At 72.3% G+C, this 26,725-nt stretch carries 23 protein-coding genes; 11 read left to right on the top strand and 12 right to left on the bottom strand.

Annotated elements, in window-relative coordinates:
* Positions 1-82: 82 nt before the first annotated feature.
* Positions 83-4,357: a PAS domain-containing protein gene (locus ACWC9R_RS00570; RefSeq protein ID WP_450727557.1), complete on the top strand. Its 4,275-nt coding sequence runs from the start codon at positions 83-85 to the stop codon at positions 4,355-4,357.
* A gap of 43 nt (positions 4,358-4,400) precedes the next feature.
* Here ACWC9R_RS00570 and ACWC9R_RS00565 read toward each other — a convergent pair whose 3' ends face one another.
* Positions 4,401-6,083 (bottom strand): long-chain fatty acid--CoA ligase, encoded by a 1,683-nt coding sequence (locus tag ACWC9R_RS00565; RefSeq protein WP_450727555.1) that lies wholly within the window; start codon positions 6,081-6,083, stop codon positions 4,401-4,403.
* A gap of 500 nt (positions 6,084-6,583) precedes the next feature.
* On the opposite strand from ACWC9R_RS00565, the gene ACWC9R_RS00560 reads away from it, so the two are divergent.
* Positions 6,584-6,856, top strand: a complete 273-nt coding sequence (locus tag ACWC9R_RS00560) for a hypothetical protein (protein WP_450727553.1) — start codon at positions 6,584-6,586, stop codon at positions 6,854-6,856.
* A gap of 184 nt (positions 6,857-7,040) precedes the next feature.
* Entirely contained in the window at positions 7,041-7,277 is a 237-nt protein-coding gene (locus tag ACWC9R_RS00555; protein WP_450727551.1) for a hypothetical protein, read from the top strand.
* 72 nt (positions 7,278-7,349) lie between these two features.
* On the opposite strand, the gene ACWC9R_RS00550 is transcribed toward ACWC9R_RS00555, so the two are convergent.
* Positions 7,350-9,161 (bottom strand): SpoIIE family protein phosphatase, encoded by a 1,812-nt coding sequence (locus tag ACWC9R_RS00550; RefSeq protein WP_450727549.1) that lies wholly within the window; start codon positions 9,159-9,161, stop codon positions 7,350-7,352.
* 161 nt (positions 9,162-9,322) lie between these two features.
* Here ACWC9R_RS00550 and ACWC9R_RS00545 point away from each other — a divergent pair, with 161 nt between their 5' ends.
* Positions 9,323-13,744 (top strand): HAMP domain-containing protein, encoded by a 4,422-nt coding sequence (locus ACWC9R_RS00545; protein WP_450727547.1) that lies wholly within the window; start codon positions 9,323-9,325, stop codon positions 13,742-13,744.
* Positions 13,741-14,604: a response regulator gene (locus ACWC9R_RS00540; RefSeq protein ID WP_450727545.1), complete on the top strand. Its 864-nt coding sequence runs from the start codon at positions 13,741-13,743 to the stop codon at positions 14,602-14,604. Before ACWC9R_RS00545 ends, ACWC9R_RS00540 begins: the two co-directional genes overlap by 4 nt.
* A 54-nt stretch (positions 14,605-14,658) precedes the next feature.
* Here the strand turns inward: ACWC9R_RS00540 and ACWC9R_RS00535 are convergent, their stop codons facing one another.
* Positions 14,659-14,841: a hypothetical protein gene (locus ACWC9R_RS00535; protein ID WP_450727543.1), complete on the bottom strand. Its 183-nt coding sequence runs from the start codon at positions 14,839-14,841 to the stop codon at positions 14,659-14,661.
* A 251-nt stretch (positions 14,842-15,092) separates the two neighbouring features.
* On the opposite strand from ACWC9R_RS00535, the gene ACWC9R_RS00530 reads away from it, so the two are divergent.
* Positions 15,093-15,566 carry an OsmC family protein gene (locus ACWC9R_RS00530; protein ID WP_450727541.1) on the top strand — a complete coding sequence of 158 codons (474 nt, stop codon included), beginning with the start codon at positions 15,093-15,095 and terminating at the stop codon, positions 15,564-15,566.
* Between the two features lie 52 nt (positions 15,567-15,618).
* Here the strand turns inward: ACWC9R_RS00530 and ACWC9R_RS00525 are convergent, their stop codons facing one another.
* The 3 genes from ACWC9R_RS00525 to ACWC9R_RS00515 form a co-directional block, all read right to left on the bottom strand.
* A complete protein-coding gene (locus ACWC9R_RS00525) occupies positions 15,619-16,185 on the bottom strand; it encodes a Uma2 family endonuclease (RefSeq protein WP_450727539.1) in 567 nt (188 codons plus the stop codon).
* Positions 16,182-17,198 (bottom strand): helix-turn-helix domain-containing protein, encoded by a 1,017-nt coding sequence (locus ACWC9R_RS00520; RefSeq protein WP_450727538.1) that lies wholly within the window; start codon positions 17,196-17,198, stop codon positions 16,182-16,184. Before ACWC9R_RS00520 ends, ACWC9R_RS00525 begins: the two co-directional genes overlap by 4 nt.
* A 235-nt stretch (positions 17,199-17,433) precedes the next feature.
* A complete protein-coding gene (locus ACWC9R_RS00515; RefSeq protein WP_450727537.1) occupies positions 17,434-17,838 on the bottom strand; it encodes an ATP-binding protein in 405 nt (134 codons plus the stop codon).
* A 111-nt stretch (positions 17,839-17,949) separates the two neighbouring features.
* Here ACWC9R_RS00515 and ACWC9R_RS00510 point away from each other — a divergent pair, with 111 nt between their 5' ends.
* Positions 17,950-18,798 (top strand): helix-turn-helix domain-containing protein, encoded by an 849-nt coding sequence (locus tag ACWC9R_RS00510; RefSeq protein ID WP_450727535.1) that lies wholly within the window; start codon positions 17,950-17,952, stop codon positions 18,796-18,798.
* Positions 18,795-19,004 carry a DUF397 domain-containing protein gene (locus ACWC9R_RS00505; protein ID WP_450727533.1) on the top strand — a complete coding sequence of 70 codons (210 nt, stop codon included), beginning with the start codon at positions 18,795-18,797 and terminating at the stop codon, positions 19,002-19,004. Before ACWC9R_RS00510 ends, ACWC9R_RS00505 begins: the two co-directional genes overlap by 4 nt.
* A 1-nt stretch (position 19,005) precedes the next feature.
* Here ACWC9R_RS00505 and ACWC9R_RS00500 read toward each other — a convergent pair whose 3' ends face one another.
* Positions 19,006-19,386 (bottom strand): cupin domain-containing protein, encoded by a 381-nt coding sequence (locus ACWC9R_RS00500; protein ID WP_450727531.1) that lies wholly within the window; start codon positions 19,384-19,386, stop codon positions 19,006-19,008.
* 49 nt (positions 19,387-19,435) lie between these two features.
* Here ACWC9R_RS00500 and ACWC9R_RS00495 point away from each other — a divergent pair, with 49 nt between their 5' ends.
* Positions 19,436-20,296, top strand: a complete 861-nt coding sequence (locus tag ACWC9R_RS00495) for a helix-turn-helix domain-containing protein (RefSeq protein ID WP_450727529.1) — start codon at positions 19,436-19,438, stop codon at positions 20,294-20,296.
* Here the strand turns inward: ACWC9R_RS00495 and ACWC9R_RS00490 are convergent.
* The gene (locus tag ACWC9R_RS00490) at positions 20,247-21,383 is read right to left on the bottom strand and encodes a methyltransferase domain-containing protein (protein ID WP_450727527.1); all 1,137 of its coding nucleotides are present in this window, start codon (positions 21,381-21,383) and stop codon (positions 20,247-20,249) included. The genes ACWC9R_RS00495 and ACWC9R_RS00490 overlap by 50 nt on opposite strands.
* A gap of 120 nt (positions 21,384-21,503) precedes the next feature.
* Entirely contained in the window at positions 21,504-22,040 is a 537-nt protein-coding gene (locus ACWC9R_RS00485; protein WP_450727525.1) for a SigE family RNA polymerase sigma factor, read from the bottom strand.
* Between the two features lie 503 nt (positions 22,041-22,543).
* Between ACWC9R_RS00485 and ACWC9R_RS00480 the strand changes: the two genes are divergently transcribed.
* On the top strand, positions 22,544-23,029 hold the full coding sequence (locus ACWC9R_RS00480; RefSeq protein ID WP_450727523.1) for a luciferase domain-containing protein: 486 nt from the start codon (positions 22,544-22,546) through the stop codon (positions 23,027-23,029).
* 88 nt (positions 23,030-23,117) lie between these two features.
* On the top strand, positions 23,118-23,636 hold the full coding sequence (locus tag ACWC9R_RS00475; protein ID WP_450727521.1) for a DUF6640 family protein: 519 nt from the start codon (positions 23,118-23,120) through the stop codon (positions 23,634-23,636).
* Positions 23,637-23,670: 34 nt separating this feature from the next.
* Here the strand turns inward: ACWC9R_RS00475 and ACWC9R_RS00470 are convergent, their stop codons facing one another.
* The 3 genes from ACWC9R_RS00470 to ACWC9R_RS00460 all read right to left on the bottom strand — a co-directional run bounded on the left by ACWC9R_RS00470 (position 23,671) and on the right by ACWC9R_RS00460 (position 26,725).
* Positions 23,671-24,849, bottom strand: a complete 1,179-nt coding sequence (locus tag ACWC9R_RS00470; RefSeq protein ID WP_450727519.1) for a lipid-transfer protein — start codon at positions 24,847-24,849, stop codon at positions 23,671-23,673.
* Positions 24,846-25,304, bottom strand: a complete 459-nt coding sequence (locus ACWC9R_RS00465; protein WP_450727882.1) for a MaoC family dehydratase — start codon at positions 25,302-25,304, stop codon at positions 24,846-24,848. The genes ACWC9R_RS00470 and ACWC9R_RS00465 overlap by 4 nt, the downstream gene beginning before the upstream one ends.
* A 125-nt stretch (positions 25,305-25,429) precedes the next feature.
* Positions 25,430-26,725, bottom strand: a complete 1,296-nt coding sequence (locus tag ACWC9R_RS00460; RefSeq protein WP_450727517.1) for an acyl-CoA dehydrogenase family protein — start codon at positions 26,723-26,725, stop codon at positions 25,430-25,432.

The following is a 26,725-nucleotide window of genomic DNA, read 5'->3' as shown; positions in this document are numbered from 1 at the left end:
TCGGGCAAGTGCCCGTAGACTCCCTCCCAGCGATCCGCCACGGTGGGTCGGCAAGGTGCGGTAACAGGGAGGAAGCGTCGTCGTGAGCAGCAGGCCATCCCGAGGCGCTGCTCGCCTCGCAGCCATACTCGACGCCCTCCCCGACGCGCTGTTGCTCGTCAACTGCAACGGCACGGTCGTCAACGCCAACACCATCGCGCTGGAGACCTTCGAGGCGCCGGGCACGGCCCTGGTGGGGCGCGGGCTGCTCGATCTGCTGCCGTCCTTCGACTCCAAGCGCATCCCGGGGTCCATGCGGCGCCGGGACGAGGAGGAGGAGCGCACCCGTACGAAGCCGACGCGGATGGTCGCCCGGCGGACGGACGGGACGGAGCTGCTGGTCGAGGTGACCAGCGCCAATCTGGAGGACGGGCGGACCCCGTACGAGTCGGCCTTCGAGGCGGCGTACGCCGACCACCGGAACGGCTACACGGGCAACGAGCTGCTGATGCTCGTCGTCCGTGATCTGACCGGGACGCTGGACACCGAGACCGAGCTGGCCCGTCAGCAGCGGCAGACCGAGATGATTCTGCGGGCCGCGGCCGAGGGCGTGGTCGGGGTGGACGCCGACGGCAAGGTCGTGCTGGTCAATCCGTCCGCGGCGCAGATCCTCGGCTACCGGGCGAGTGAGCTGGGCGGCAAGGAGCTGCATCCGCTGATCCACCACTCGCGGGCGGACGGCTCGACGCTGCCGTGGGAGGACACCCCGCTGGCCGACACGCTCAAGTCGGGGCGCAAGCACCGGGTGCGCGGGCAGGCGCTGTGGGCGAAGGACGGGCGGGCGGTGTCCGTCGATCTGACCACGGCGCCGGTGCGGGACGGCGATCAGCTCGTCGGCGCGGTGATGACCTTCACCGACCGCCGGGCCTTCGACGCGCTGGCGGCCCGGCACAGCCAGCTGCTGGCGGTGCTCGACCAGGCGCTGCGCGGGCCGCTGGAGGAGCTGAAGGGCGAGCTGGGCACGCTCGCCTCCGACCCGGCGGGCCAGCTCTGGCCCGAGGCGAACCAGATCCTGCACCACCTCGCGGCCGGCCACGCCCGGATGACGACGCTGGTGGACAACGTCCTGAGCTATCAGCGGCTGGACTCCGGCACGGAGAAGCTCAACCGCACCAAGGTCTCCCTGGACGGGGTCGTCGCGGCGGGTGTCGAGGGCGCGATCGAGCTGATCGGTCCTGGGCGGGCGCAGTTCGCGGTGCATGCGCCGCCGATAGAGGCGACGGTCGACGCGGAGCGGATCGCGCAGGCGCTGTCGCATCTGATCGCGGATGTCGCGGGCGTGGACTCGACGGGCCGGATGCCGGCCGGTGAGGCCGCGGCGGGCGGGCGTTCGGGGCCGGTTCCCGGCGACTCGACGATCGTGGTGGCGGCGGCGCAGCGCGGTGACGCCGTACGGATCGAGGTGCGCGGCCCGTTCAGTGGCGGCGACCCGGTCCATGAGCCCATCGTGCGCGGCATCGTGCGGCGGCACGGCGGGCTGATGCAGACGCATGAGGTGCCCGGCGGCGGGCCCGGCGCGGGCGGCAGCGCGTATGTGCTGGAGCTGCCGATGGCGGCGGACGGTACGCCCCCGGACGGTGCGACGTCCGGAACGGAGGTGCCGACCGGCAACGAGACGACGGTGATGCCGGTACCGGCGGCGCGGGCGCGCGGCACGCAGGGCGACGCGGCGGCCCCGGGCAGCGGCCAGGGGCCGGACGACGACGGGCACGAGGGCGATGAGGGCCCCTCCGGTGGTGACGGCGGGCCGGGCGGTTCCGGCGGGCCCGGTGAGCCGCTCGGTGGCGGTGGCGGTGGCGGTGGTGCCGAGGCCGGTACGGCGGTGCCGGAGCAGACGGGCGCGCAGCCGACGGGGCGTCGGCGGGCGCGGCACTCGGGTGCGGAGCAGGGTGCGCAGCCGGGCGGCCCGGAGGCCGGGGTGCCGCAGGGTGCCGCAGGCGACGGTGCGCAGGGTGCGGCGGGCCCGGCAGCGGTGGACGGCGGCCCGGGGGCGCGCGCACCGCAGGGTGACGCCGCGCAGGGTGGCCCGGCCACCGACGGCAGGGGGCTGCCGCCCGGTATGGCGGGGGCCGAGTCGGTACCGCCGACGGGACGGCGCCGGGCCCGGCAGGGGGCTGCCGAGGGCGGCGGACTGCCCGCGCTCCCCTCCGGGGCGAGCGGGGCTCCCGGACAGCAGGGTCCCGCGGCGGGGGCACCGGGGCAGGGTGCCGCGGCACCGGGCCAGGGTCCGGCGGCCGGTCCGCAGCGGCCCGCCGCCCCCTCGCCCAACGGCTCGGCGCCGCTGCCGCCGGGTCCGCAGATTCCAGGTCAGAGCCCGGCTCCGGAGCAGACTCCGGCACCGGGCCGTCCGCATGTTCCGGGGCAGGCAGCGGCCCCCGGCCAGGGCCCGCAGGGGCTCGGCCCCGTCCAGGCGGGCGGGCGGCGGGCGCGCCGGGCGCTGGCCGAGGCGCCCCAGCGGACCGCCCCGGACGAGCGGGCGCCGGCGGCCTCCGCGGCGCAGCAGCAGGGCGGTGCGCGTACCGCCTTCGCGCTGCCGCCGGCCGCCGCCGACCGGGCCCCGGAGCCGTCCGTGCCGGCGCTGCCCGCGGCGGCCGACCAGGTGCCCGCGCAGCAGTCGGCCGGTCAGCAGGAGGCCACCGGTACGGGACGCCGCCGGGCACGGCGGCCGGTGGCCGGGGGCCCGGAGGCGGCGATGCCCGCCGGTCCGGACGCGTCGGTGCCCGGCGCGCAGCCGGGCCACCAGCTCGAAGCGGCCGCCAACTCCGGTGCGCCGCAAGGGGAGTGGGACGGCGAGCCGACCGGCAGACGGCGGGCGAGACGGGCCGCCGCCGAGGAGCGTGCGGCGGCCGCGATGGCCGACGCCGAGTCGTCCGGCACTTTTGTCGCGGGCCCGGAGGGGCTCGTGGCGCAGCCCACCGAACCCGCCGAGGCCACGGGCACGGCCGGCGGCACGGCGCCCGGGATCGCCCCCGCGCCGGACGCCGGTGCGCCCCAGGCGCCCGAAGCGCCGCAGCAGTCCCCCGCGCCCGCCGCGCCCCAGGACCCGCAGAGCGCCCCGGCGCCCACCGGCCGTCGGCGTGGCCGCCCCAGCCCCGCCGAGGAGGCCGCGGGCCCGCCGCCCGTGCCGCCGCAGGGCACGCCCGCCGCGGCGCACCGCCAGCCGATGCCGCCGCCCGCCGAGGACGACGGGCATGCCGCGGGGCACTCCCAGGGGCGCGCGTTCAGTGTGCGGACCCTTGGGCAGGGCGTGCCGTTCGCCCAGCAGATCGCCGATCAGCAGCGTCCTCCGGTGCCGCCGGGCAGCACCCCGCCCGGCGGTACGTCCGCGGGTTCGGGCCGCCGCCGTAAGCTCGCCGCGCCCCCGCAGGAGGACCGGCGGGCGACGGCCGCCGGGCCCGCTCCGGCCGAGGCGCCCGCGCACCCGGCCGCACCGCAGCAGCCTCCGGCCCCGCCGCATCTGATGGATGCCAGTGAGGGCCGGGCGTTCGCGATCTCCGCGCCGGACGAGGGCAGTGAAGGTCCCGAGCCGCTGGACGGGCCGAACGGCGCCATAGAGGTGATGGACCGTCAGCCGATGCCGATGGACGACGAGTTGCCGCCGGAGCCGCTGGACAATCCGCGCCGGCTGCTGGTCTGGCCGGCGCCGGATGTCGCCACCCAGCAGGCGTTGAGCGACCGCGGCTACCGCCCGGTGATCGTCAACTCCCGTGAGGAGGTGGACGCGCAGATCGCCGCGTACCCGGCGGCGCTCTTCGTCGATCCGCTGACCGGGCCGATCACCCGTACCGCGCTGCAGTCGCTGCGTCAGGCGGCGGGTGCGGCCGAGGTCCCGGTGCTGGTGACGGCCGGTCTGGGGCAGGCCACCCGGGAGGCCGCCTACGGTGCCGACCCGGCCGTGCTGCTCAAGGCGCTGGCCCCGCGCGACAGCGAGCAGCATCCGCCGCGGGTGCTGCTGATCGAGCAGAACGACGAGATCGCGGGAGCCCTGACCGCGTCGCTGGAGCGGCGCGGGATGCAGGTCGCACGGGCCTCCGCGGACGCCGACGCGGTGACCCTCGCCTCGCAGATGCGGCCTAACCTGGTCGTGATGGATCTGATGCAGGTGCGGCGGCGCCGGGCCGGCATCGTCGACTGGCTGCGCGCCAACGGGCTGCTCGACCACACCCCGCTGGTCGTCTACACCTCCGCCGACATGGACCCGGCGCAGCTGCCCCGGCTGTCGGCCGGTGAGACGGTGCTCTTCCTGGCGGAGCGCTCCACCAGCGCCGAGGTGCAGTCCCGGATCGTCGACCTGCTCGCCAAGATCGGCACGAACTGACCCTGGGTGGGGCCCGGCTCCCCGGGCCCCACCGCAAGGCGTCCTACGCCAGCAGCGTCACGTCCAGCTCGCCTTCCGCGTACTGCTTGCGCAGCACCTTCTTGTCGAACTTCCCCACGCTCGTCTTGGGCACCGCCGGGATCACCGCCCACCGCTCCGGCAGCTGCCAGCGCGCGATCCGCTCACCGAGGAACGCCTTCAGCTCCTCGTAGCCGATGGTCACGCCCTCGTTGAGCACCACCGTGGCCAGCGGCCGTTCGCCCCACTTGTCGTCGGGTACGGCGACCACCGCGGCCTCGGCGACGTGCGGGTGCGCCATCAGGTGGTTCTCCAGCTCGACCGAGGAGATCCATTCGCCGCCGGACTTGATGACGTCCTTGGCGCGGTCGGTCAGGGTGAGGTAGCCGTTCGGGGTGATGGTGCCGACGTCGCCGGTGCGCAGCCAGCCGTCGGGGCTGAACTTGTCGTCGGGGCGCAGCGGTTCGCCCTGTGCGCCGCCGTAGTAGGCGCCCGCGATCCACGGCCCGCGGACCTCCAGCTCGCCCGCGGACGTGCCGTCGTGGGGGAGCTCCTCGCCGTCGGGGCCGATCAGCCGGGCCGCGACGGAGGCCGGGAAGCGGCCCTGGGTGGCGCGGTAGGCCCACTCCTCGTCGCCGCTGACGCCGGCCGGCGGGTGGGAGACGCTGCCGAGCGGGGAGGTCTCGGTCATGCCCCAGGCGTGCACGACGCGGATGCCGTGCCGCTCCTCGAAGCCGCGCATCAGGGCGGGCGGACAGGCGGAGCCGCCGATGACGACCGTGTGCAGACAGGCGACTCCCCCAGCCTCCGGCCGGGAGGTACCCCCATCCCGCTGTCGTGAGTCGAGTTCGGCGAGCAGCCCCTGCCAGATGGTGGGGACGGCGGCGCCGATGGTGGGCCGTACGGTCTCGATCATCTCGGCGAGCGGCGCGGGCTGCAGGAAGCGGTCCGGCATCAGCAGCGAGGCACCGGCCATGAACGCGGCGTGCGGCAGGCCCCAGGCGTTGACGTGGAACATCGGCACGACCGGCAGCGTGATGTCACGGGAGCTGAGCGCGAACGCCTCGGCGGTGTTGACCTGCATCGAGTGCAGATAGAGCGAACGGTGGCTGTAGAGCACGCCCTTGGGGTCGCCGGTGGTCCCGGAGGTGTAGCAGAGCGCCGCGGCCTCCCGCTCGTCGGTCTCCGGCCAGGCATAGCTCTCCGGGCGTCCGGCGATCAGCTCCTCGTAGTCGTGCACCCGGGCCTGTGCGCCGTCGAGGACGGAGCGGTCACCGGGGCCCGCGACGACGATGTGGCGGAGCTTCGGCAGCTGCGGGAGCAGCGGGGCGAGCAGCGGCAGCAGGGTGCCGTTGACGAGCACCACGCGGTCCTCGGCGTGGTTGACGATCCACACCAGCTGTTCGGCGGGCAGCCGCAGATTGAGGGTGTGCAGCACCGCGCCCATGGAGGGGATCGCGAGGTAGGCCTCCATGTGTTCGGCGTTGTTCCACATGAGGGTGGCGACCCGCTCCTCGCCGGCGACCGACAGCTCGTCGCGCAGCGCGTGGGCCAGCTGGGCGGCGCGGTTGCCGATCTCGGCGAAGGTGCGGCGGTGGGGTTCCGGCTCGCCGGTCCAGGTGGTCACGGTCGCCTGTCCGTGGACCGTCCGGCCGTGCTCCAGAATCCGGCTGATCAGCAGGGGTACGTCTTGCATGGTGCTGTACACAGAACCTCCCGAGGGTGCCGTCGCCGCATCGCGACCGTGGGGACGATTCTGCGCACATACCGGACGGTATGTCACTACCCGACGGTAGCGCCTGCACCTTCGGGTGTCGCCCGCGGGTCCGGTTCCCACCTGGGGCGCGTCGGGATCTCATGATCTTCGGCACCGGGGCCATGACGTACGAGGGGAACAGGGTGCTTGCCGGCACCCCGTCGCCGTCATCCGGGTAAACCCGTAGGCCCGTTCCCCGCACACCTTCGGCTCGAACAGGGCGGAAGTCTGTCCGAAAACAGCTCGTGTCGGTACGTGGAGCTTTGTACCGTCAGACAACTACTCAACGGGGGTTTTCCATGATTCGTCGTGCCTCACTGGCCGCCGCCGCGTGTGCGGCCGTCGGTTTCTCGCTTCTCACGGTTCCGGCGCACGCGGCCGGAACCGAGGCGGCGCCCGCCCGCGCGTCGCAGGCGGTGGCGTCGGGGTCGGACCATGTCAAGTGCACCAGCATGAGCAACGGTCAGCTCTGCATCGTCATGAACACCCGGCCCCAGTCCATCGACATCATCTACACCAAGAAGAGCGGCTCGGACATCAAGGCGCAGCTCGGGTACCGCATGAACGGTTCGTCCTCGTACGCCGGGCTGGAGACCATCAGCAAGGGCGACCGGGCCACCCAGACCTGGAAGATGAGCTGGCCCTGCAAGAGCGCCGTCGGCCTGATCAAGGTCCAGGGGCAGGGGACCTTCGAGACCCCGTCGGCGACGTTCCCGGGCTGCTGACGCGGTAGCACAGGACGGCAAAGGGGAGGGGCCCGCCAGGAGCGGGCCCCTTTCGCATGTCCGCACGCGCCCGGCGGGTCACCCGGATACCCGGTCACCCTGCGCCCCGGTTGCTCGTTCACCCGGTTACCGGCCGTGCAACGTCACCGGCTCTGCGGAACGAACCCCTACCGAAGGAGCGTCCATGCGCCCCCACCTCACCCGTTTCCTCGTCGCCGCCGCCCTGGGCGGTGCCGGTGTGCTCGCGGTCTCCGGTGCCGCCCAGGCGGCGTCGCAGGCCGCACCGGTCCAGCGGGCCTCCGGCGACGGCCCGTCCCTCGCGCGGCCGCTGTTCGGCGGGCAGTTCGACCCGGTGGCCGGGATGGGCGGCGGGGTGATCTCCGGCGGCGGGCGGCCGGTGGTCGCCACGGCCGGGCGCTGAGGCGGCCGCGCCGGCCGCGGCGGACACCGGCGGGCCGGCCGGCCGCTCAGGGGCGCCGTCCGGCCCCCGGGGTCACCGTGGGGTCACCGCCTGGAGGACCAGCACCGACAGGTCGTCCTCGACCGGCCCGGTGCCGAAGTCGTGCGCGGCCCGCCGTACGTGCTCGGCGAGGGCCTTGGCGCCCAGGCCCATGCCGTCCCGCACCACCTCGATCAGACCGTCGTTGTCGTCCAACTGCCAGTTGCCGCAGCGGCGTTCGGTGACCCCGTCGGTCACGCACAGCAGCGTCTCGCCCGGGGCGAGGGCGAAGGAGCTGGCCTGGAATTCGGTGCCCTCGTCGATGCCCAGCAGCATCTGGGGTTCGGAGGCCGCCTCGACGGTGCCGTCGACGAACATGTGCAGCGGCGGCGGATGGCCGGCGGTGGCGACCGTGCAGCGGGCCCCGGCCGCGCCCGGGTCGACCTCCAGCTCCCCGTAGAGCAGGCTCAGGAAACGGGAGCTGGCCTGTTCGCCGCCCAGCTCCACCGCCTCCGCGCTCTCCTCGGCCATGGCCAGGTTCAGCCGGCCGAGCACCGACTCGACGCCGTGCCCCTCGCGGGCCAGCAGCCGCACCAGGTGGCGGGCCAGCCCGGTGACGGACATCGCCTCCGGGTCCTTGCCCTGGACGTCCCCGAGCAGGAAGCACCAGCGGCGGTCGCCCATCGGGAAGACGTCGTAGAAGTCGCCGCCGACGGTCTGGCCCTCGCCGTGCGGCTCGTAGACGATCGCGGTGTCGATGCCGGGGATACTGGCGAGCGTCGCGGGCAGCTGGCGCCGCTGGAGCGCCAGGCTGATCGTGGTCTGCCGGGTGTACTGCCGGGCGGTGAGCACGGCCTGGGCGACCCGGCGGGCCACGTCCTCGACCATCCGCACCACGGTGTCGGTCATCTGGAGGTGTCCGGCCCGGCCGAGCAGCAGCATGCCCTGGTCGGTGTCCCGGGCGACCAGGGGGAAGGCCAGCGCGGACCCGCCCGAGGAGGCCGCGCCCGCGCACTCCGGCCACGGCCAGGGCGTGCCGGCGGTACGGATGAGGTCGACCGGCGGGTCCAGCTCCAGGTCGGCGCGGAGCGGAGCGATCCGCCGCTCGTCCACGTGCCAGACCCGGGACAGCTGCATCCCGCCGCCCTCGGTGGTCAGCCAGATCGCGCACCAGTCGGCGAGCCGGGGCACCAGCAGCTGGGCGGCGAGCGCGGTGACCATGTCCTGGTCGAGCTGCCCGGCCAGCAGTTCGCTGGTCTCGGCCAGGAAGGACGGGCCGCCGCGGTCCGCCCACTCGGCGGCGTACCCGTGCGTGCGGCGGCGCTGGGCGGCGGGCTGGGCCGGCCGCAGCGGCGGAGCGGCGCCCGGCGAGGCGAGCCGGGGCGCGGAGCCGGTCGTCCCGGGCTCGCCCTCGGTGGACTCCAGCCGGAACCACACGGTCTTCACGGACTTGCGGTAGGTCACGCCCCAGGACTCCGACAGCGCGCTGACCAGCTGGAGCCCGTATCCCGGCTCTCCGGTGCGGGCGTCCACCCCGCCGCGCACCCGGCGGGCGGGGTGGCGGTCGGAGACCTCCATCACCAGGCCCATCCTGGCCCGGCGGCGCTCCCCGTCGCCGTCGACGGACACCTGGTCGTGCTCAAGGCGGCAGGTCACATCGATCTCGGTACCGGCGTACATCACGGCGTTGGTGACCAGCTCGCTGGTGAGCAGCACGGCGTCGTGGATGAGTTCCGCGTCGATCGCCGCCGCCCCGGGCCCCGCCGTGGCGGGTGGCGCGGCCGCCCGTTCGGTGAGCAGCGCGCGCACAAACTTCCGTGCGCCCGCGGCCGCGAGCTGGTTCGCGGGCAGACCTTTCCGGGACACGGATTCCGTCGTGTGCGGGGAGGACAGCGGTACCACTGCGCCCCCTGGATATGCCGGGAAAAAGTAATTACGAGCGCTTTATACTATGTCATAACTGCCCAAATGGATCACTCTCTGCCCCGACTGGATTTCCCCACACCGATCACTGGGGATGGTGTGCCATGGCGCTCGACCCGGCCCGGCCCGAGTCTGCTTCTTCGCCCCCGGAGCCTCCCGAGCCCGCTCAGCCCTCCGAGCCCACAGAACCGGCCGCATCGCCGTCCGACCCCTCCGCGCCGTCGGCCGAGGACCCCGACCCCACGGCGCTCCTTCCGCCTGTCCCGTCCGCCGCCCCGCCGCACGACGGGCAGTGGGTGCGCACGAGTGAGCTGCGGCCGCTGCTGGCGGCGATGAACGCGGTACGCGACGGGGACTTCACCACCCGTGTGGAGAGCCTGCCGGACGGCGGCGCCACGGACGGGGTGCTGGCCGACATGGCCGGTGTCTTCAACCAGATCATCGCCCGCAACGCCCATCTCGCCTCCGAGCTGCAACGCGTTCGCAGCGAGATCATCCGGCAGGGACGGCTGGACGAGCGGATCTCCGCGAGCCCCGGCCAGGGGACCTGGACGACGAACATCGAGGCGGCCAACACCGTGCTGGAGGCGCTGGTGGTCCCGCTCGCCAAGGCCACCCGGGTGCTGGACGCGGTCGCCGACGGCGATCTGACCCAGCGGGTGGATCTGCACGACGGCAACCGCCAGCTCCGCGGCGATCTGCGCCGCCTGGGCAACGGCGTGAACCGCATGGTCGACCAGCTGTCGCTGTTCACCGGCGAGGTCACCCGGGTCGCCCGCGAGGTCGGCACCGAGGGGCGGCTCGGCGGCCGGGCCAAGGTGCAGGGGCTCTCCGGCGACTGGCTGCACGTGACCGAGGCCGTCAACACCATGGCGTCCCGGCTGACGGCGCAGGTGCGGGACATCGCCGTGGTCACCACGGCGGTGGCCACCGGGGACCTGACCCAGCAGGTGACGGTCGAGGCGACCGGCGAGCTGCTGGAGCTGAAGCTCACCGTCAACAAGATGGTGGACCAGCTGCGGGCGTTCGCCGACGAGGTCACCCGCGTCGCCCGCGAGGTCGGCACCGAAGGGCAGCTGGGCGGCCGGGCGCAGGTCCGGGGCGTATCGGGGGTCTGGAAGGACCTCACCGACAACGTGAACTTCATGGCGTCCAACCTGACCTGGCAGGTCCGCAACATCGCCCAGGTGACCACGGCCGTGGCCAACGGCGACCTGAGCCAGAAGATCACCGTGGACGCCCGGGGCGAGATCCTGGAGCTGAAGTCGACGATCAACACGATGGTCGACCAGCTCTCCGCCTTCGCCGACGAGGTCACCCGCGTCGCCCGCGAGGTCGGCACCGAGGGCCGGCTCGGCGGCCGGGCACAGGTCCGCGGCGTATCGGGGGTCTGGAAGGACCTCACCGAGAGCGTCAACTTCATGGCGGACAACCTGACCTCCCAGGTCCGCAACATCGCCCTGGTCGCCACCGCCGTCGCCGAGGGCGACCTCGGCAAGACGATCACCGTGGAGGCCAAGGGCGAGATCCTGGAGCTGAAGTCGACGATCAACACCATGGTCGACCAGCTCTCCGCCTTCGCCGACGAGGTCACCCGCGTCGCCCGCGAGGTCGGCACCGAGGGCAACCTGGGCGGTCAGGCGCAGGTCCGGGGCGTGTCCGGGGTCTGGAAGGACCTCACCGAGAGCGTCAACTTCATGGCTCTCAACCTGACGTCCCAGGTCCGCAACATCGCCCAGGTGACCACGGCCGTCGCCATGGGCGATCTGTCGAAGAAGATCGACGTGGACGCCCGCGGCGAGGTCCTGGAGCTGAAGGACACCGTCAACACGATGGTCCAGCAGCTGCGCGCGTTCGCGGACGAGGTCACCCGCGTCGCCCGCGAGGTCGGCACCGAGGGCCGGCTCGGCGGCCGGGCGCAGGTCCACGGCGTCTCCGGCGTCTGGAAGAACCTCACCGACAACGTCAACTCCATGGCGGACAACCTGACCTCCCAGGTCCGCAACATCGCCCAGGTCGCCACCGCCGTCGCCAAGGGCGACCTCTCGAAGAAGATCGACGTGGACGCCCGCGGCGAGATCCTGGAGCTGAAGACGACCATCAACACGATGGTCGACACCCTGTCCTCGTTCTCGTCCGAGGTGACCCGGGTGGCCCGCGAGGTGGGCAGTGAAGGGCAGCTCGGCGGACAGGCCCGGGTCGAGGGCGTCTACGGCACCTGGAAGCGGCTGACCACCAGCGTCAACGAGCTGGCGCTGAACCTGACCACGCAGGTCCGGGCGATCGCCGAGGTGGCCAGCGCGGTCACCCAGGGCGACATGTCCGGCTCGATCACCGTCGACGCGCAGGGCGAGGTCGCCGCCCTGAAGAACAACATCAACCTGATGGTCGCCAACCTCCGCGAGACCACCCGCGCCAAGGACTGGCTGGAGTCCAACCTCGCCCGTATCGCCAGCCTGATGCAGGGGCACCGCGACCTGGTCGAGGTCGCCGACCTGATCCTGCGCGAGCTGACCCCGCTGGTGAACGCGCAGTTCGGCGCGTTCTTCCTGGCCGAGGCGGGCGCCGAGCCCGGTGAGGGACTGGAGCTGATCGCCGGTTACGGCACCGGCCAGCCCGAGGGCCGCCGTTCCCTGCCGCGGCTGCGGCTGGGCACCCCCGGCTGGGGCCTGATCACCCAGGCCGCCATGGAGAAGAAGCGCATCGTCGTCGAAGCCGTCCCGCCGGACTACATCACCATCAGCTCCGGGCTGGGCGCCGCGGCCCCGGCCAGCATCGTCATCCTGCCGGTCCTCTTCGAGGACCAGGTGCTCGGCGTCATCGAGCTGGCCTCCTTCAGCCGCTTCAGCGAGGTGCACCTGGCGTTCATCGACCAGTTCGTGAACACCATCGGCGTCTCCATCAACACCATCATCGCCAACTCCCGTACCGAGTCCCTGCTTTCGGAGTCCCAGCGGCTGACCGCCGAGCTGCGCCAGCGCTCCGACGAACTCCAGCTGACGAACGCGGAGTTGGAGGAGAAGGCGGCCCTGCTCGCGACCTCCTCCCAGTACAAGTCGGAGTTCCTGGCGAACATGTCGCACGAGCTGCGCACCCCGCTGAACTCCCTGCTGGTGCTCTCCCGGCTGCTCGCCGACAACCCCGACGGCCGGCTCTCCTCGCAGGAGGTGGAGTTCGCCGTCACCATCCACCGCGCGGGCTCCGACCTGCTCCAGCTCATCAACGACATCCTCGACCTGTCGAAGATCGAGGCCGGCCGGATGGACGTGCACCCCAAGACCCTCCCGCTGATCAAACTCCTCGACTACGTCCGTGCCACCTTCCGGCCGCTGACCGTCGACCGCGGTCTCGCCTTCGACGTCAAGGTCGGCGAGAACGTCCCCCAGGAGCTGTTCTCCGACGAGCAGCGCCTCCAGCAGATCCTGCGCAACCTGCTGTCCAACGCGGTGAAGTTCACCTCCTCGGGCGGGGTGGAACTCATCGTCCAGCGGGTGCCGGCCACCGACTTCGAGGAGGAGTCGCTGCGCACCGCCGACGACGTCATCGCCCTGTCCGTCAAGGACACCGGCATCGGCATCTCCCCGGAGAAACTCGACGGCATCTTCGAGGCGTTCCAGCAGTCCGACGGCACCACCAACCGCAAATACGGCGGCACCGGCCTCGGCCTCTCCATCAGCCGCGACATGGCCGCGCTGCTCGGCGGCCGGATCATCGCCGAGAGCGAGCCGGGCGTCGGCTCGACCTTCACCCTGTACGTGCCCGCCCACTACACCGGCCCGTTCCCCGCACCGAGCCCCACTGCCGCCACCCGCCCCGCGGACAGCACCGCCCAGTCCGGCCCGGTCCTGGCCGAACAGCTCACCGCCAAGCCCGCACCGCAGCCGAGCCTGCCGGCCGCCGACGCCGACCTCTTCCCCGCCCAGCAGGAACAGGAGCTGACCTCCCCCGCGCCCGCGGGCGGGCCCTCCGCCGACGGCGGCCCGGCCGTCACCTGGCCCGAGACCACCCGGCTCAAGGACTGGCTCAGCGGACGCGCCGGTGAGGTGCTGGCCAAGCGCCGCATCCTCATCGTCGACGACGACATCCGCAACGTCTTCGCGCTCACGCACGTACTGGGCCGGGTCGGCATCAGCGTGAAGTACGCCGAGAACGGCCGCGAGGGCCTGGAGGTCCTCGACCGGACACCGGATGTGTCGCTGGTGCTGATGGACATCATGATGCCGGAAATGGACGGTTACGAGATGATCAAGGCGATCCGTCAGGCACCCCGGTTCGCGGACCTGCCGGTCATCGCGCTCACCGCGAAGGCCATGCCGGGCGACCGCGAGAAGGCCATCGAGAGCGGGGCCAACGACTACATCCCCAAGCCGGTGGACGTCGACCGGCTGCTGTCCGTGATCTGCCGCCTCCTCGACCCGGAGGTCGGCGATCCGTCGCCGCGCCCTGATCCGGACACCCCCGACACCGCCCCTGCCGACGGCAGCGGCGGCCAGGACGACCAGGGAACGACGGGGCAGGAATCATGACGACACCCGACACCTCACCCGGCATCCTCATCGTCGACGACACGGAGGAGAACCTGGTCGCGCTGGAGGCCGTGCTGGGCTCCCTCACCCAGAAGGTGGTCCGTGCGCGCTCCGGCGAGGAGGCCCTCAAGGCCATGCTCCGCGAGGAGTTCGCGGTGGTGCTCATCGATGTGCTGATGCCGGGCATGAACGGCTTCGAGACCGCCGCCAACATCAAGGGCCTCGACCAGACCAAGGACGTCCCGATCATTCTGCTCACCGGCGCCTCGGTCGACCCGAACTACGCCTACCGCGGCTACACGGTCGGCGCCGCCGACTTCCTCATCAAGCCCTTCGATCCCTGGCTGCTGCGCACCAAGGTGAACGTCTTCCTGGAGCTGCACCGCAAGAACCGCCAACTGGCCTCCCAGGCCGACCAGTTGAAGCGCCTGCTGACCTCGGACGAACACCCCGGCGGCGAAGGGGCGCCGCCCACCCCGGCGGCCCCCACGACCGTGGCCGGCACGGACACGGCCGGTACGGGCACGGAGTCCTCCGTCGTGTCGGCCTCGGCCCCCGCCTCACCTCCCCCGCCCCAGGAGCACCCGGAACCGCAGCCACCCGGGGAACACCGAGGGCAGGCCGGGCATCCCCCCATCCCTCCGGAGGGCCCCGGCGCCCCACCGCCGCCCGGGCCGCCCCCGCAGCCGGCGGTCACCGGCGCGGGCGACGCGTCCCGCCTCGCGGAGATCGCCGGCCAGCTCGCCGAGGTGGAACTCCTGCTGCGCGACGCCCAGGGCTCCGACAAGGCACGCCTGGCCGACCGCATCGCCGAACTGGAGGCGTCGGTGGGCAGGTTGATGGTGAGCCGGGGGACCTGAACCGCCCCTCCGGCCCCGACACCCCTGACGCGGGGCGGTTCAGGTCCCCACGCCTCAGGGCCCTTCGCGGGCGCTCTTGCCCCGGCTCACCGGAAGCTTGTCGACAGTAAAGGCGTAAAGCCCCGCGAGGACGAATATCGCCAGATACTGAGCCCAGGTGAAGCCCTCAAGAAAGCTGTCCACCGCCATCAGCACACCGGCCCAGAGAACAGTGAATGCGACCTTGGCGCTCGTCATTGAATTTCCCCGATTCAACTTCATCATCCGGCACGGGCATTGGTCAGATGCCGCGCTCTCTTTGCTCTCACGAACGTACTTGCCGTGCTGCGCTGGGGAAACCCTGTCAAGGGGTTCTTGATCTTGATGATTCTGTGAAACCCGCGCGTGCAGTTGATCTTCGGACTTCGGTTGACTGATACGCCATGTCCGCATATCTGCGGGGCGAAAAGCTGCGGCCCACGGAGCGCGACGCTCCCTATCCTGGCCGCATGACGGAGACACACACGTACGACGTAACGGTGGAATGGACCGGCAACCTCGGTTCAGGGACGGACAGTTACCGTTCCTTCAGCCGCGACCACGAAGTCCTGGCGACGGGAAAGACGCCGATCGCCGCCTCCTCCGACCCGGCCTTCCGCGGCGACGCCGCCCGCTGGAACCCCGAGGAACTCCTCGTGGCCTCGGTGGCCCAGTGCCACATGCTCTGGTACCTCCACCTCTGCGCCGTCGGCGGAGTGACCGTCGTCGACTACGAGGACCGCGCACACGGCGTCATGACCATGGACCCGACCGGCGGCGGAGGTCAGCTGACCGAGGTCGTCCTGCGCCCCGAGGTGACCGTCGCCGAGGCGTCGATGGTGGACCAGGCCCGCGCACTGCACGGCGAGGTGCACGCGGTGTGCTTCATCGCCCGCTCGGTGAACTTCCCCATCCGGCACGAGCCGGTCATCCACGTGCAGTAGTGCTGCCCTCCGCTGTCGCCGGGTGGTGGCGGCGGAGGGCATCTGCGGCCCGCTACGGGTAACGCGGCAGATCCTGCGTCGTGATGGTCCACTCCCCGATGGTCACGTCCTCGCCGTAGACGAACTCCTTGCGGGTCGCATAACGGGGGCCGCTCGGCGTCGGATGGATGTCGGTGAGCACCGCGCCCGAGCCGCTGCGCGGGTCAAAGATCACGTACACCGGAACGCCCAGCAGCGGATAGTCGCGCATCTTGCTCACCCAGTCGTTGTCCGGGTTGGAGCGGGAAACCACTTCGATGGCGGCGATGAGTGCGCGCGGGTCGAAGGACCCCTCGACTTCCATGTCCGCCTCGGCGATCACCATCACGTCAGGGTGGCGCATGATGCCCTCCACCTGACTCTCCACGTCGGGGGTCCCCGTGTGGGCCACCAGCTCCTCCGGCATCACCTTCTCCAGGCGCTTCCGGACACGTAGCGCGGTCAGCTCGTGAGGCCCGGCCGGCGCCCTCGTGTCGTGCACGATTCCCTCCTTCGTGATCTCGAACTTGCCTGGAAGGGCGTCGCCCATGGACTGAAGGAACTCCCGCATGGCCCGGTACAGAAGGGCGTCCGGCTTCATGCCAGGCGGCGCTTCTCCGACGCCGGGTGGCGGCAGTCGCGGCAGCGGCCCGGGGTCGGGGCGCGGAAGGCGCGGTCGCAGCCTTCGCAGGTCTGGAGCGGGGACGGGTGGGCGCGGGCGGGGGCCGCCGGGGGCGTGGGTGGGAGGGGTGGTGGGAGGAGGTCCGTGAGGCGGTGGGCGAGCAGGGCGGCCGGGTGGCGGAGGGTGGGCGGGAGGCCCGTCGTCAGCGCGTCGCGTACGGCGTCCGGGGTGGCCCCGCGTTCCAGCCAGGCTGCTACGGGCGGGGTGAGGCGCTGGATGTCCCGTACGGAGAGCAGCAGGCGCGGATCGTCCCGCCGGAGGTTGGCGAGGAGGGCGGAGGCCGGGGCGTGGTGGGCGCGGGTGCGGGGCTCGGGCGGGGGTGGCGACTGCGGCTGCGGCTGGGGTGCCGAAGGCGGCTGCGCTGCGGGGGAAGGGTGCGGCGGTTGCCTTACGGGGGCCGGGTCCGGCGACGGGCGGGGTGGTGCGGTGGCGGTGTGGCGTTTGGCCTGTTCGGCGGACTCGCGGGCGCGGCGGGCGCGGGTGGCCGACGGGTTGTTGTACGAGAGCGTGACCGTGACCATCCGCCCGTCGTCGGTGCGCTGACGGACCCGTTCGAGGTACCCGTACGCCTCCAACTCCCGTAAGGCGGCGGCGATCCGCCCCCGCCCCTCGGGGAACCGCCTGGCGAGCGTACGGATGTCGACCGGCGCGCCCTCCGGCAGCGACTGGATGTGCGCGGCGAGCCCGATCGCCAGGCCCGACAGCGAACGGTGCTGGGTGAGGTGGTTGCCGACGATCGTGTAGCCGGGGTCCTGGAATTCGGTGACCTGGCGGACGCCGGACGGGGACGGGGACGGCCCCGGGGATCGGCGAATCGCGTACCGGTCGCGCGCAGGCGCATTAAGCTGCTGTTCAGCCATGGGGAAGGTCTCGTCTTCCTCGTTGGTCAGGCCCTCGATCGGGATGCCAGTCCCGGCCGGGGGCCGTCGCATGTGTGCGGATTCTCGCGGGTGTTGTTGCCGAGAGTGCATGGACGGCGGCTGCGGAAGCCAGTCCTCCGGTCATGGATCACCCGCGCGAGTGACCCTGGGTGCACCGGGCCCGGTTGGGCTGGGTGGGTTCGGTTTCTGTACCTGGGGTGATGGGTTCTTTTACGGGCCGAAACCCCGACGCCCGGCACACCGGAGCCCGGTTCTCCGGCCGCCGGTTGACGGGCGGTCAGCCGCCTCATCGGCCCCACATGGGCAGGTCGAATTCCGCCCAGACGGTCTTGCAGGGGAACGGCCCCCGCGTGGTCCCCCAGCGGTCGGCGAGCGCCTCGACCACCACCAGGCCGTGCCCCGCGCCCGGCGCGGGCCGGGCCGGTAGCCGGTCTCCGCGCGCGTCCGTCACCTCGATACGGAGCGTGTCCGCGTCAGACAGCACGGCCAGTCGGAAGTCCCGGCCCGGTACCTGCCCGTGCGTGGCGGCGTTCGTGGCCAGCTCGGCGATGACATGCGCCGGGGACTCGAACGGCAGCCCCCAGGCCCGCAGTTCCTCCGTCGCCAGCAGCCGCGCCAGCCGTGCGCCCCGGCGGGTGGCGGACAGCTGGACCCTGAACTGGAGCTTGTACTCGGCGATTTCCTGATTCATGTCACTCAGCGTGGTCGCCCGGACTTACGCTGAGAAGTGATTACGTCGATACGTACGGTCACTGTCCCTGACTGTCCAGGGACGTCCCCTGCGGTCCAGGAGGTGGAGTGGATGAGCATTGACGGCACGGACGAGGCAGGCTGGGAGCCCGATCCGGAAGACGAGTCGCGGGCCGTCGTCGAGGCGGTCGGGCGGCAGCTCAAGATGTGGCGGGAGGCAGCCGGGCTGCGTCCGGCCGAGTTGGGAAGGGCCCTCGGGTACGGGGAGAACCTGATCTACAAGATTGAGCGCGGTGCGCGTATCCCCCGCCCCGAGCTGCTCGACAAGGCTGATGAAGTGCTGGGCGCGGGCGGCAAGATCGCCGCAATGAAGAAGGACGTGGAACGGGCCCGCTACCCGAAGAAGGTTCGGGACCTGGAGAAGCTGGAGGCCAAGGCTGTCGAACTCGGGGCGTACGGCAATCACAACTTCCACGGGCTGTTGCAAACAGAGGAGTACGCCCGTGCGCTGTACGACGTACGCCGCCCCACGCTTGCCGAGGACGACCTTGAGCGCCATGTTGCAGCGCGCATTGCTCGGCAGGAGATCTTCGACCGAAAGCCACTCACCACGCTGACATTCGTTCAGGAAGAGGTCACACTGAGGCGGCCCATCGGGGGCAAGATGGTGCTCCGCCGCCAGCTTGCACACCTCTTGGAGCTCGGCAAGCTAAAGCATGTCGAGATCCAGGTGATGCCGACGGAGCGCGAGGATCACGCCGGAATGAGTGGGCAAGTGCAGCTGCTGAAGCTCAGGGATGGGTCGACCGTGGGGTACTCGGAAGCACAACTCACGAGCCGCATCGTGGAACATCCAAAGGAGGTGCAGGTCCTGGAACTGCGGTATGGAATCATCCGATCCCAGGCCCTCGCTCCAAGGGAGTCGCTGGCCTTCATCGAGAAACTGCGGGGAGAAGCATGACGTTGAGGCCTTCTGACGGTCCCGGTTCCGCACTGGAGTGGATCAAGAGCAGCTACAGCGGCAGCGACAACAACGACTGCATCGAGGTAGCTTCCAACCCCTCCACCGTCCACATCCGCGACTCCAAGAACCCGGACGGCCCGCAGCTGCACCTTCAGCCGTCCGCCTGGGCCGACTTCGTCGCGTACGCCGCCGGGCAGGGCTGAGTCAGGCGAGGGGCTCGGGGGCCTTGGTCCTCGGCCCTCCCGCGTCGCCCGTGTTGGGCGTACCGGCGGGCTCGAAGAGCAGGATGGCGGTCTCCTCGTCCGCCAGCGGGCAGTGTTCGACGCCCTGCGGGACCACGTACAGCTCGCCGGGCCCGAGCACGACATCGCCGTCCCTGAGCTGGAGGGTGAGCCGGCCGCTGACGACCATGATCAACTCATCGGTCTCGTCGTGCTTGTGCCAGACGAACTCGCCCTTCAGCTTGGCGAGCTTGATCTCGTAGTCGTTGAGCTGGGCGATCTTCTTCTGCGACCAGAGATCGCTGAACTGCGCGAGCGCGTCGGCGAGGTTCACGGGCACGGGTGAAGCGGGTGAGGGGCTCATGCTGTGAGACTGCCGTGACCGTTGTCCAGCGGTCTTGTACGTTCCTGGCATGACAGTCGGCCCGCCCCGTACGACGATCAGCGCCTGGCGCCCGTCCGTGCCAGGTATCGCCGAGGTGTTCCACGCGCACTTCACCGAGCACGCGTATCCGGCCCACACCCATGACACCTGGGCCCTGATGATCCTCAACGACGGGGCGGTCGACTTCGCCCTGGACCGCCACCGTCATGACGCGACCGGCAGCGGCACGGTCGTCCTGCTGCCGCCCGGTGTCACGCACGACGGCCGGACGGTCACTGCGACCGGCTTCCGCAAGCGGGTGCTCTACCTCGACACGAGCGTGCTCCCCGAGGAGCTGACCGGCCGGGCGGTGGACGGCCCGGTCTTCGGTGACGAGCTGCTGCGCCACCGCATCCACCAGCTGCACACAGCGCTCGGGCACCCGGGCGACGGGTTCGAGGCGGAGTCCCGGCTGTCCTTCATCCGGGAACGGCTGCTGCACGGTCACCTGGCCGCGCTGCGGCCGCCGCGTATGCCGGGCCGGGAGGCGAACCGGCTGGCCACGGCGTTGCGGGAGCTGCTGGACTCCCGGCTGGCGCGCGGTATGTCGCTGGAGGAGGCCGCCGCGCTCCTGCACGCGCACCCCACCCACCTGATCCGCTGCTTCAAGCAGACCTACGGCCTGCCGCCGCACGCCTACCTGACCGGCAGGCGCATCGAGCGGGCCCGGGGATTCCTGCTCGACGGCCGACGCCCGGCGGAGGTCGCGGCCGCCGTCGGCTTCCACGACCAGGCCCATCTGCACCGGCACTTCACCCGGCACGTGGGCACGACACCGGCGCGCTACGCGGGTCCGAAGATCAAGCCGGGACGCTCACCTCAAGGCGCGTACTCCGCCCGTCAGGGATGATCCGCAGCCGGTGCCTGCCCACGCCGGGCCGGCCGGCGGCCACGTACTCCTCGTACGCCCCGGTCACCTCGTCCCACAGCTTCCGCGCGCCGTACTGGGACACCGCGAAGGCCGACGCCTGCCGTCCGTCGTAGTCCACACAGGCCCAGCTGTCCGTCCGGCCGTCGGCCAGCCAGAGCCGCGTGTGGGCCATGTCCGGCTCGGTGTCCCACAGGTGCCAGGCGCCCGGCACGCGCAGGCCGATGTACGTCTGCGCATCGAGGTCGTTCCCCGCAACGGCCCAGGGGGACAGGCACGTTGTGGAGCGCTCGGACTCCTGGCCCGCGTGGGGGATGGCGCCCCGTAGTTCCGCGTCGACCTGCTGGGCGCGCATCAGCATGAACGAGCCGTAGGGAGCGAGCGTGCCCTCGGCGGTTCCGTCGGCCTGCTTCGTGGCGACCAGCGTCCCGTAGTTGCACCACGGGGTGTCCCACGGGATGACGAGGCGGCCGCCGGTCACGGTCTGTTCCAGCCACGGGAACGGCACGGTGCGGACGGAGCAGGTGGCGATGATCCGGTCGTAGGGGGCGTTCGGCCGCCAGCCGCCCGCGCCGTCCGCGCACACCACCTCGGGCTGCTGCCCACTGGCCTTCAGCGCCCGCTGTGCGCGGCGCGTCAGTTCGGGGTCGATGTCGAGCGAGGTCACCCGCTCCGCCCCGCACACGAACGAGAGCAAGGCCGCGTTGAATCCGGTGCCGGTTCCGATCTCCAACACCGCGTGCCCCGGGCGGGCGTCGAGCGCCTTCAGCATCCGTACGACCACGCTGGGCATGGACGCGGAGGAGGACGGGGCGCGGGTGCCGTCGGGGCCGTCCGCGAACTGGGTGACCAGCGGAACGTCGCGGTATGCCGCGCGCCACCAGCGTTCGGGGGCGCTCTCCCGCTCACACGGCTGGTAGCCGCCGTTCCCGTCGCGCAACCACAGGGTGGGCGGCAGGAAGAGGTGGCGGGGTACGGCGCGCAGGGCGGCCCGCAGGTCGGCGGGGACCGGGGAACCGAGGTGCCCGGCGATCTGGTCCAGCAGATCGCCGAGGGCTTCTTCCGGCACCGGAGGAGGCGAGGTCAACGAGCCTGCTCGGGCTTCGGCGGTGGGGTCGGCTCCGGGGCCGGTGGGTGGGGAGGCTGCATGCGCCGAGTGTGCCCGACGGGGGCCGACCCGGTGTCCGGATCAGGACGAGAGCATGGTCAGTTCGGGGTCTTCCCGGAGTTTGGCCAGGGCGCGGGAGACGGCGCTCTTGACCGTGCCGATCGAGACCTCCATGATCTCGGCGGTCTGGGCCTCGCTCAGGTCCTCGTAATACCTGAGGACGACCATGGCCCGCTGACGGGCGGGCAGCCGCATCACCGCGCGCCACATCGCGTCGCGCAGGCCCTGGAGTTCGGCCGGGTCGGGCGCCGGCAGCGGGTCCGGCTCCGGCAGCTCGTCGACGGCGAACTCCTCGACCTTGCGCTTGCGCCACTGGGAGGTCCGGGTGTTGATCAGCGCGCGGCGGACATAGCCGTCCAGGGCGCGGTGGTCCTCGATCCGGTCCCAGGCCACATAGGTCTTGGTCAGCGCCGTCTGGAGGAGGTCCTCGGCGTCGTTGGGGTTGGGTGACAGCGACCGCGCGGTGCGCAGCAGGACCGGCCCCCGGGCCCGTAGGTAGGACGAGAACGTCGGGAACACAGCGGCGGTCGAAGCGCTGGTGCACACTGGCGTGGTCATGGGCACCACGCTAAGAGCGCGGGCGGGTTGCCGGATCGCCCCCAGGTGCCGAAGGCCTCTCCGTCTCAAGTTGTACGGGTGAGGCCTGCCCTACCTCCTCAAGGGGGACAGCGGGGAACCCGGTTCGGTGCACCGGTCTGACGGCGGAGCCGCAGCTCGACGGCCTTTCGACCGCGTTTCCCTTGAGGCGTCGCGTCCGGGCGCGTGCCTGCCTTGCCGATCTGGTGGTCCCTCCTGCGGGGGAGGTCTGTGGTGCGTCGGCGGTCGCTTTGGCGGGGCCGGGCTCGGCGGCTTCGGTGGCTTCGGTGGCTTCGGCGGCTTCGGCGGCTTCGGCGGCTTCGGCGGCTTCGGTGCGGTGGGGCCGGGGGGCGAGGGCGCTTTCCTGGAGGTAACCAGTATCTCCAGGAAAGTAGCGTGGAGGGAGAGCGAGCCGGTAGCGGCCGGATCGCCGGAGCGGCCGCCGCCTGAGGCGCAGGCGCGGCCCCCTAGGAAGGAGCAGCACCATGACTTTCCCGGCACTCCCCGAACGGGCGGGCGACCGGCCCGAGACCGGCCCCGAGGTCCCGCACCTCCAGCTCACCCAGACCAGCCCGGCCCACGTCAGGGCGGAACTGCGGGACTGGATGGCCGCGACGCTGCCGCACATCACCACGGGCCGCAGCGAGATCTCCGCCCCGAGCAGCTGGGCGGTGTTCCTCGACGACATCGCACCGGCCGCCGGCGCCCGCCTCATGCCGCCGCGCGGCGACGCGGAGTTCGCGCATCTGCACGCCGACGGCAGCCTGCACCTGGCCCTGGACCCGGCCGACCACGCCACGTTCCTCGCCTCCGGGTGGGGCGAGACGCACCCGCTCCACCACCTCGGCATCAACGTCGTCATGCTCTACGCCCCGCGCGACGCGGCGGAGCTGGCGGTGGCCAAGAAGGTCATCGCCGCGTCGTACCGCTACGCGACCGGCCGCGCGCCGGCCGCCGCCGCCACGGCCTGACGGCGGCGCAGCGGTACCTCCGGCGGCGCCCGGCCCCACGTGGCCCGCGCCACCTCTCCAACTCCCTTGTCACGAAAGGCTTTCAGCGATGTCCAGCATCTCCGCCGAGCGCACCGACGCCGACCGTACGAAGACCACCAGGACCCGTGCGGCGACCGGGAAGGTGCTGCTCACCGTGGTCGCGGTCGTCACCGGGATCTCGCCGTACCTCGCGGACTGGAACGAGACCCACGTCCTGAACCCGCTCTGGCCCCCGCACGCGAGGTTCCACAACGGCCAGACCATGGCGATGGGCACCCTGCTCGCCCTGGCCACCCTGTACTTCGTATGGCGCCGCCGCGGGGACGCCCGCACCAACCTCCACGCCGCGACCGGTTTCGCCGCCCTCTACTGGGTCAGCCAGGCAGCGGCCATCCTCTACCCCGGGGCCGCCTACTTCGACCCCGAGTTCGACACCCCGGACATGTACCTCGTGGGGCTGCCGGTGCAGGCCATCCTCGAACTGGTCATGTTCGGGCTGATCGCGGGCGCGGTGGTGCTCAGCCGTCCAGGGCTGTCGGCGGGCCGTCCGGAGCTGTCGCCGGACCGTGGGCCGGCCGCCGGATGACGGCGGTCGCGAAGCGCTCGGGCGGGGCCCGTCGTCACGCGCCGCCCACGCCGTCCGCGCCGAGGACCAGCCCCGAGGTCGGCACCCCCGTACCCGCTGTGACCAGCACATGTGCGGGGGTGCCGGCCTGGTTGACGGACGTGCCGCGGAGCTGGCGGACGGCCTCGGCGATGCCGTTCATGCCGTGCAGATAGGCCTCGCCGAGCTGGCCGCCGTGGGTGTTCAGGGGAAGCGTGTCCGCGGCGACGAAGTCCGAGGCCTCGCCGGGCGCGCAGAAGCCGAACTCCTCCAGCTGCAGCAGCACGAACGGGGTGAAGTGGTCGTAGAGGATCGCGACGTCGATGTCGGCGGGGGTGAGGGCGGCGGTGCGCCAGAGCTGGCGGGCGACCACGTTCATCTCGGGGAGGCCGGTCAGACCGTCGCGGTAGAAGCTGGTCATCTGCTCCTGGGCGCGGCCCGCGCCCTGCGCCGCGGCCCTGATCAGCGCCGGTGGGTGCGGCAGCGCACGGGCCCGCTCGGGCGAGGTCACCACGATCGCCTGCGCGCCGTCCGTCTCCTGGCAGCAGTCCAGCAGCCGCAGCGGCTCCACGATCCAGCGGGAGGCGGCGTGGTCGGCGAGGGTGATGGGCTTGTCGTAGAAGTACGCGGCCGGGTTCCGGGCGGCGTGACGGCGGTCGGTGACCGCGACCGGGCCGAAGGCGTCCGGGGTCAGCCCGTAGGTGTGCAGGTAGCGCTGGGCGGCCATGGCGACCCAGGAGGCCGGGGTGAGCAGGCCGAAGGGGAGGTTCCAGCCGAGCGCCGCGCCCTCGGCGGACGGCTCCCGCTGCTGCACGCCGGAGCCGAAACGGCGGCCCGAGCGCTCGTTGAACGCGCGGTAGCAGACGACGACTTCGGCGAGGCCGGTGGCGACCGCGAGGGCCGCCTGCTGGACGGTGGCACAGGCCGCGCCGCCCCCGTAGTGGACCCGCGAGAAGAACGACAGCTCGCCGATACCGGCCGCCTGGGCGACGGTGATCTCGGGGTTGGTGTCCATGGTGAAGGTGACCAGACCGTCGACGTCCGAGGGCGTCAGCCCGGCGTCGTCGAGGGCGGCGCGGACGGCCTCGACGGCCAGTTGCAGTTCGCTGCGGCCGGAGTCCTTGGAGAACTCGGTCGCGCCGATGCCGGCGATGGCGGCGCGGCCACCGAGGGAGTCGGGACGGTGGACGCTCATGCGGTCCCCTCCGGGATGCCTTCGGGGGCACCTACGGGGATGTCCTCGGGGACGCCTTCGGGGACACCTTCCGGGAGGCCCACGGTGACCGTGCCGGTGACGTGGTTGCCGAGGCCGTTCGCCCCGACGACCCGCACCACCGCCGTACCGTCCGCCACCTCGGTGACCGTGCCGCGCAACACCATGGTGTCTCCCGGGTAGTTGGGGGCACCCAGACGGATCGCGACCTTGCGCAAGGTGCAGCGCGGGCCGAAGTGGTCGGTGATGTAGCGGCCGACCAGCCCGTTGGTGGTGAGGATGTTCATGAAGATCTCCGGGGAGCCCTTCGCACGGGCCGCCTCGGGGTCGTGATGCACGTCCTGGTAGTCACGGGAGGCGACCGCCCCGGCGACGATCAGGGTGCGGGTGAGGGGGACGGTGAGGGCGGGGAGTTCGTCGCCGGGGTTGGCGTGTATGCGCTGTCCGGGGGTGGGGGGCGCGTCGGCGGGCCCTACGTGGCCGGGCGTCGCGTCGGCCGGCTTGGTGTGGCCCGGCTCGGCGTCCGCGGCTGTTGTGTCCGGGGCTGTCGCGTCGCCGGTTGTCATGGGGCCTCCGTCCGGGGGGATGGGGTCGGGCGGGCGGGTGAGGTCGGCCCGTCCGGGTCGAGGTCCGGGCCCAGGTCCGGGTCCGGGTCCGGGTCCGGGTCCGGGTCCGGGTCCGGGTCCGGGTCCGGTTCCGGGTCGTCCCCGGTGAGCAACTCCCCCAGCTCCTGCAGGACTTCGGCGCCCGTGCCGAGGTATCCGGCGAGCTGTCGGCCCCAGAGGAAGTGCCGGTGGACGGGGTGGTCGACGTCGGCGCCGATACCGCCGTGCAGATGCTGACCGGTGTGCACGACCCGGGTGCCCGCCTCGGACGCCCACCAGGCGGCGGTCAGCGCCTGCGGTCCGGCGTCCAGGCCCGCGTCCCGGCGCCAGGCCGCCTCGTAGGCGGTGAGCCGGATGGCCTCGATGTCCATATGGGCGTCGGCGGCGCGCAGCAGCACGCCCTGGTTCGTGGAGAGCGGCCGGCCGAACTGTTCACGGGTGGTCGTGTGGGACACCGCACGCGCCAGGGAGCCGGCGCAGACCCCGGCCTGCAGACCGGCGAAGGCGATCCGGGCGAGGGCCAGGACGTCGGCGTGGGCGTGGGCGCGGGGGTCAGCGTGGGCGTCGGTACGGCGGCCGTGGCCCCGTCGTTCGGCCGGCCCGCCGTCCCCGGTGAGGCCGGGGCCGCCCAGCCGTTCGGCGCGCGCCCCGTCCAGGGTGAGGCGGCCGGCCGACCACGGGGCGGTGGTCTCGACCGGTTCCCGCCGTACCCCGGCGTCATCGGTCCGTACGAGCCACAGCGCCCGCGTGGCCCCGTCCGGCACCAGGACGTGGGTGGCCGGGCCCAGCCACGGCACCACGGGGACGAGGCCGCTCAGCCGCACCGTCCCATCGCCCGGCGCCCCGTCGTCGCCCGCCGCCCCGCCACCCCGCGTCTCGTCCGCCCGTACGCCGCCCCGCCGTGCCGGAAAGGCCCCGGTGGCGACCGCCTCACCGGCCCGCAGCGCCGGCAGCAGCCGCGCCCGCTGCTCCGCGGTGCCGTGCGCGCCCACCGCCAGCAGGCCGTACACACAGGTCGCGGCGAACGGCACCTGCGCCGTCGTACGCCCCTGCTCCTCCAGCATCAGGACGAGCCCCAGCAGGCCGGTCTCCTCCACCGCGCCCGGTAGCCCGGCCGCGCACAGCGCCTTCCACAGGTCGGCGTCGACACCGCCACCGGAAGCGGCGAGGCGCTCCGGTGTGGACAGATCGCCGAAGATCTCCGCGGCCAGCTCACCGGCCGCCGCCTGCTCCGGCGTGGGCGTGAAGTCCAT

This window comes from Streptomyces sp. NPDC001219 (assembly GCF_053597915.1).
The sequence above is the reverse complement of the archived record's forward strand: the minus strand, read 5'-3'. Positions and strand labels throughout refer to the sequence as shown.

Coding starts and splice junctions, on each gene's coding strand:
- ACWC9R_RS00460 (WP_450727517.1), bottom strand. CDS start 26,725: ATGGACTTCACGCCCACGCCGGAGCAGGCGGCGGCCGGTGAGCTGGCC.
- ACWC9R_RS00470 (WP_450727519.1), bottom strand. CDS start 24,849: ATGAGCGTCCACCGTCCCGACTCCCTCGGTGGCCGCGCCGCCATCGCC.
- ACWC9R_RS00495 (WP_450727529.1), top strand. CDS start 19,436: ATGACAGTCGGCCCGCCCCGTACGACGATCAGCGCCTGGCGCCCGTCC.
- ACWC9R_RS00475 (WP_450727521.1), top strand. CDS start 23,118: ATGTCCAGCATCTCCGCCGAGCGCACCGACGCCGACCGTACGAAGACC.
- ACWC9R_RS00500 (WP_450727531.1), bottom strand. CDS start 19,386: ATGAGCCCCTCACCCGCTTCACCCGTGCCCGTGAACCTCGCCGACGCG.
- ACWC9R_RS00480 (WP_450727523.1), top strand. CDS start 22,544: ATGACTTTCCCGGCACTCCCCGAACGGGCGGGCGACCGGCCCGAGACC.
- ACWC9R_RS00545 (WP_450727547.1), top strand. CDS start 9,323: ATGGCGCTCGACCCGGCCCGGCCCGAGTCTGCTTCTTCGCCCCCGGAG.
- ACWC9R_RS00520 (WP_450727538.1), bottom strand. CDS start 17,198: ATGCGACGGCCCCCGGCCGGGACTGGCATCCCGATCGAGGGCCTGACC.
- ACWC9R_RS00510 (WP_450727535.1), top strand. CDS start 17,950: ATGAGCATTGACGGCACGGACGAGGCAGGCTGGGAGCCCGATCCGGAA.
- ACWC9R_RS00505 (WP_450727533.1), top strand. CDS start 18,795: ATGACGTTGAGGCCTTCTGACGGTCCCGGTTCCGCACTGGAGTGGATC.
- ACWC9R_RS00540 (WP_450727545.1), top strand. CDS start 13,741: ATGACGACACCCGACACCTCACCCGGCATCCTCATCGTCGACGACACG.
- ACWC9R_RS00530 (WP_450727541.1), top strand. CDS start 15,093: ATGACGGAGACACACACGTACGACGTAACGGTGGAATGGACCGGCAAC.
- ACWC9R_RS00485 (WP_450727525.1), bottom strand. CDS start 22,040: ATGACCACGCCAGTGTGCACCAGCGCTTCGACCGCCGCTGTGTTCCCG.
- ACWC9R_RS00525 (WP_450727539.1), bottom strand. CDS start 16,185: ATGAAGCCGGACGCCCTTCTGTACCGGGCCATGCGGGAGTTCCTTCAG.
- ACWC9R_RS00535 (WP_450727543.1), bottom strand. CDS start 14,841: ATGACGAGCGCCAAGGTCGCATTCACTGTTCTCTGGGCCGGTGTGCTG.
- ACWC9R_RS00555 (WP_450727551.1), top strand. CDS start 7,041: ATGCGCCCCCACCTCACCCGTTTCCTCGTCGCCGCCGCCCTGGGCGGT.
- ACWC9R_RS00515 (WP_450727537.1), bottom strand. CDS start 17,838: ATGAATCAGGAAATCGCCGAGTACAAGCTCCAGTTCAGGGTCCAGCTG.
- ACWC9R_RS00560 (WP_450727553.1), top strand. CDS start 6,584: ATGAGCAACGGTCAGCTCTGCATCGTCATGAACACCCGGCCCCAGTCC.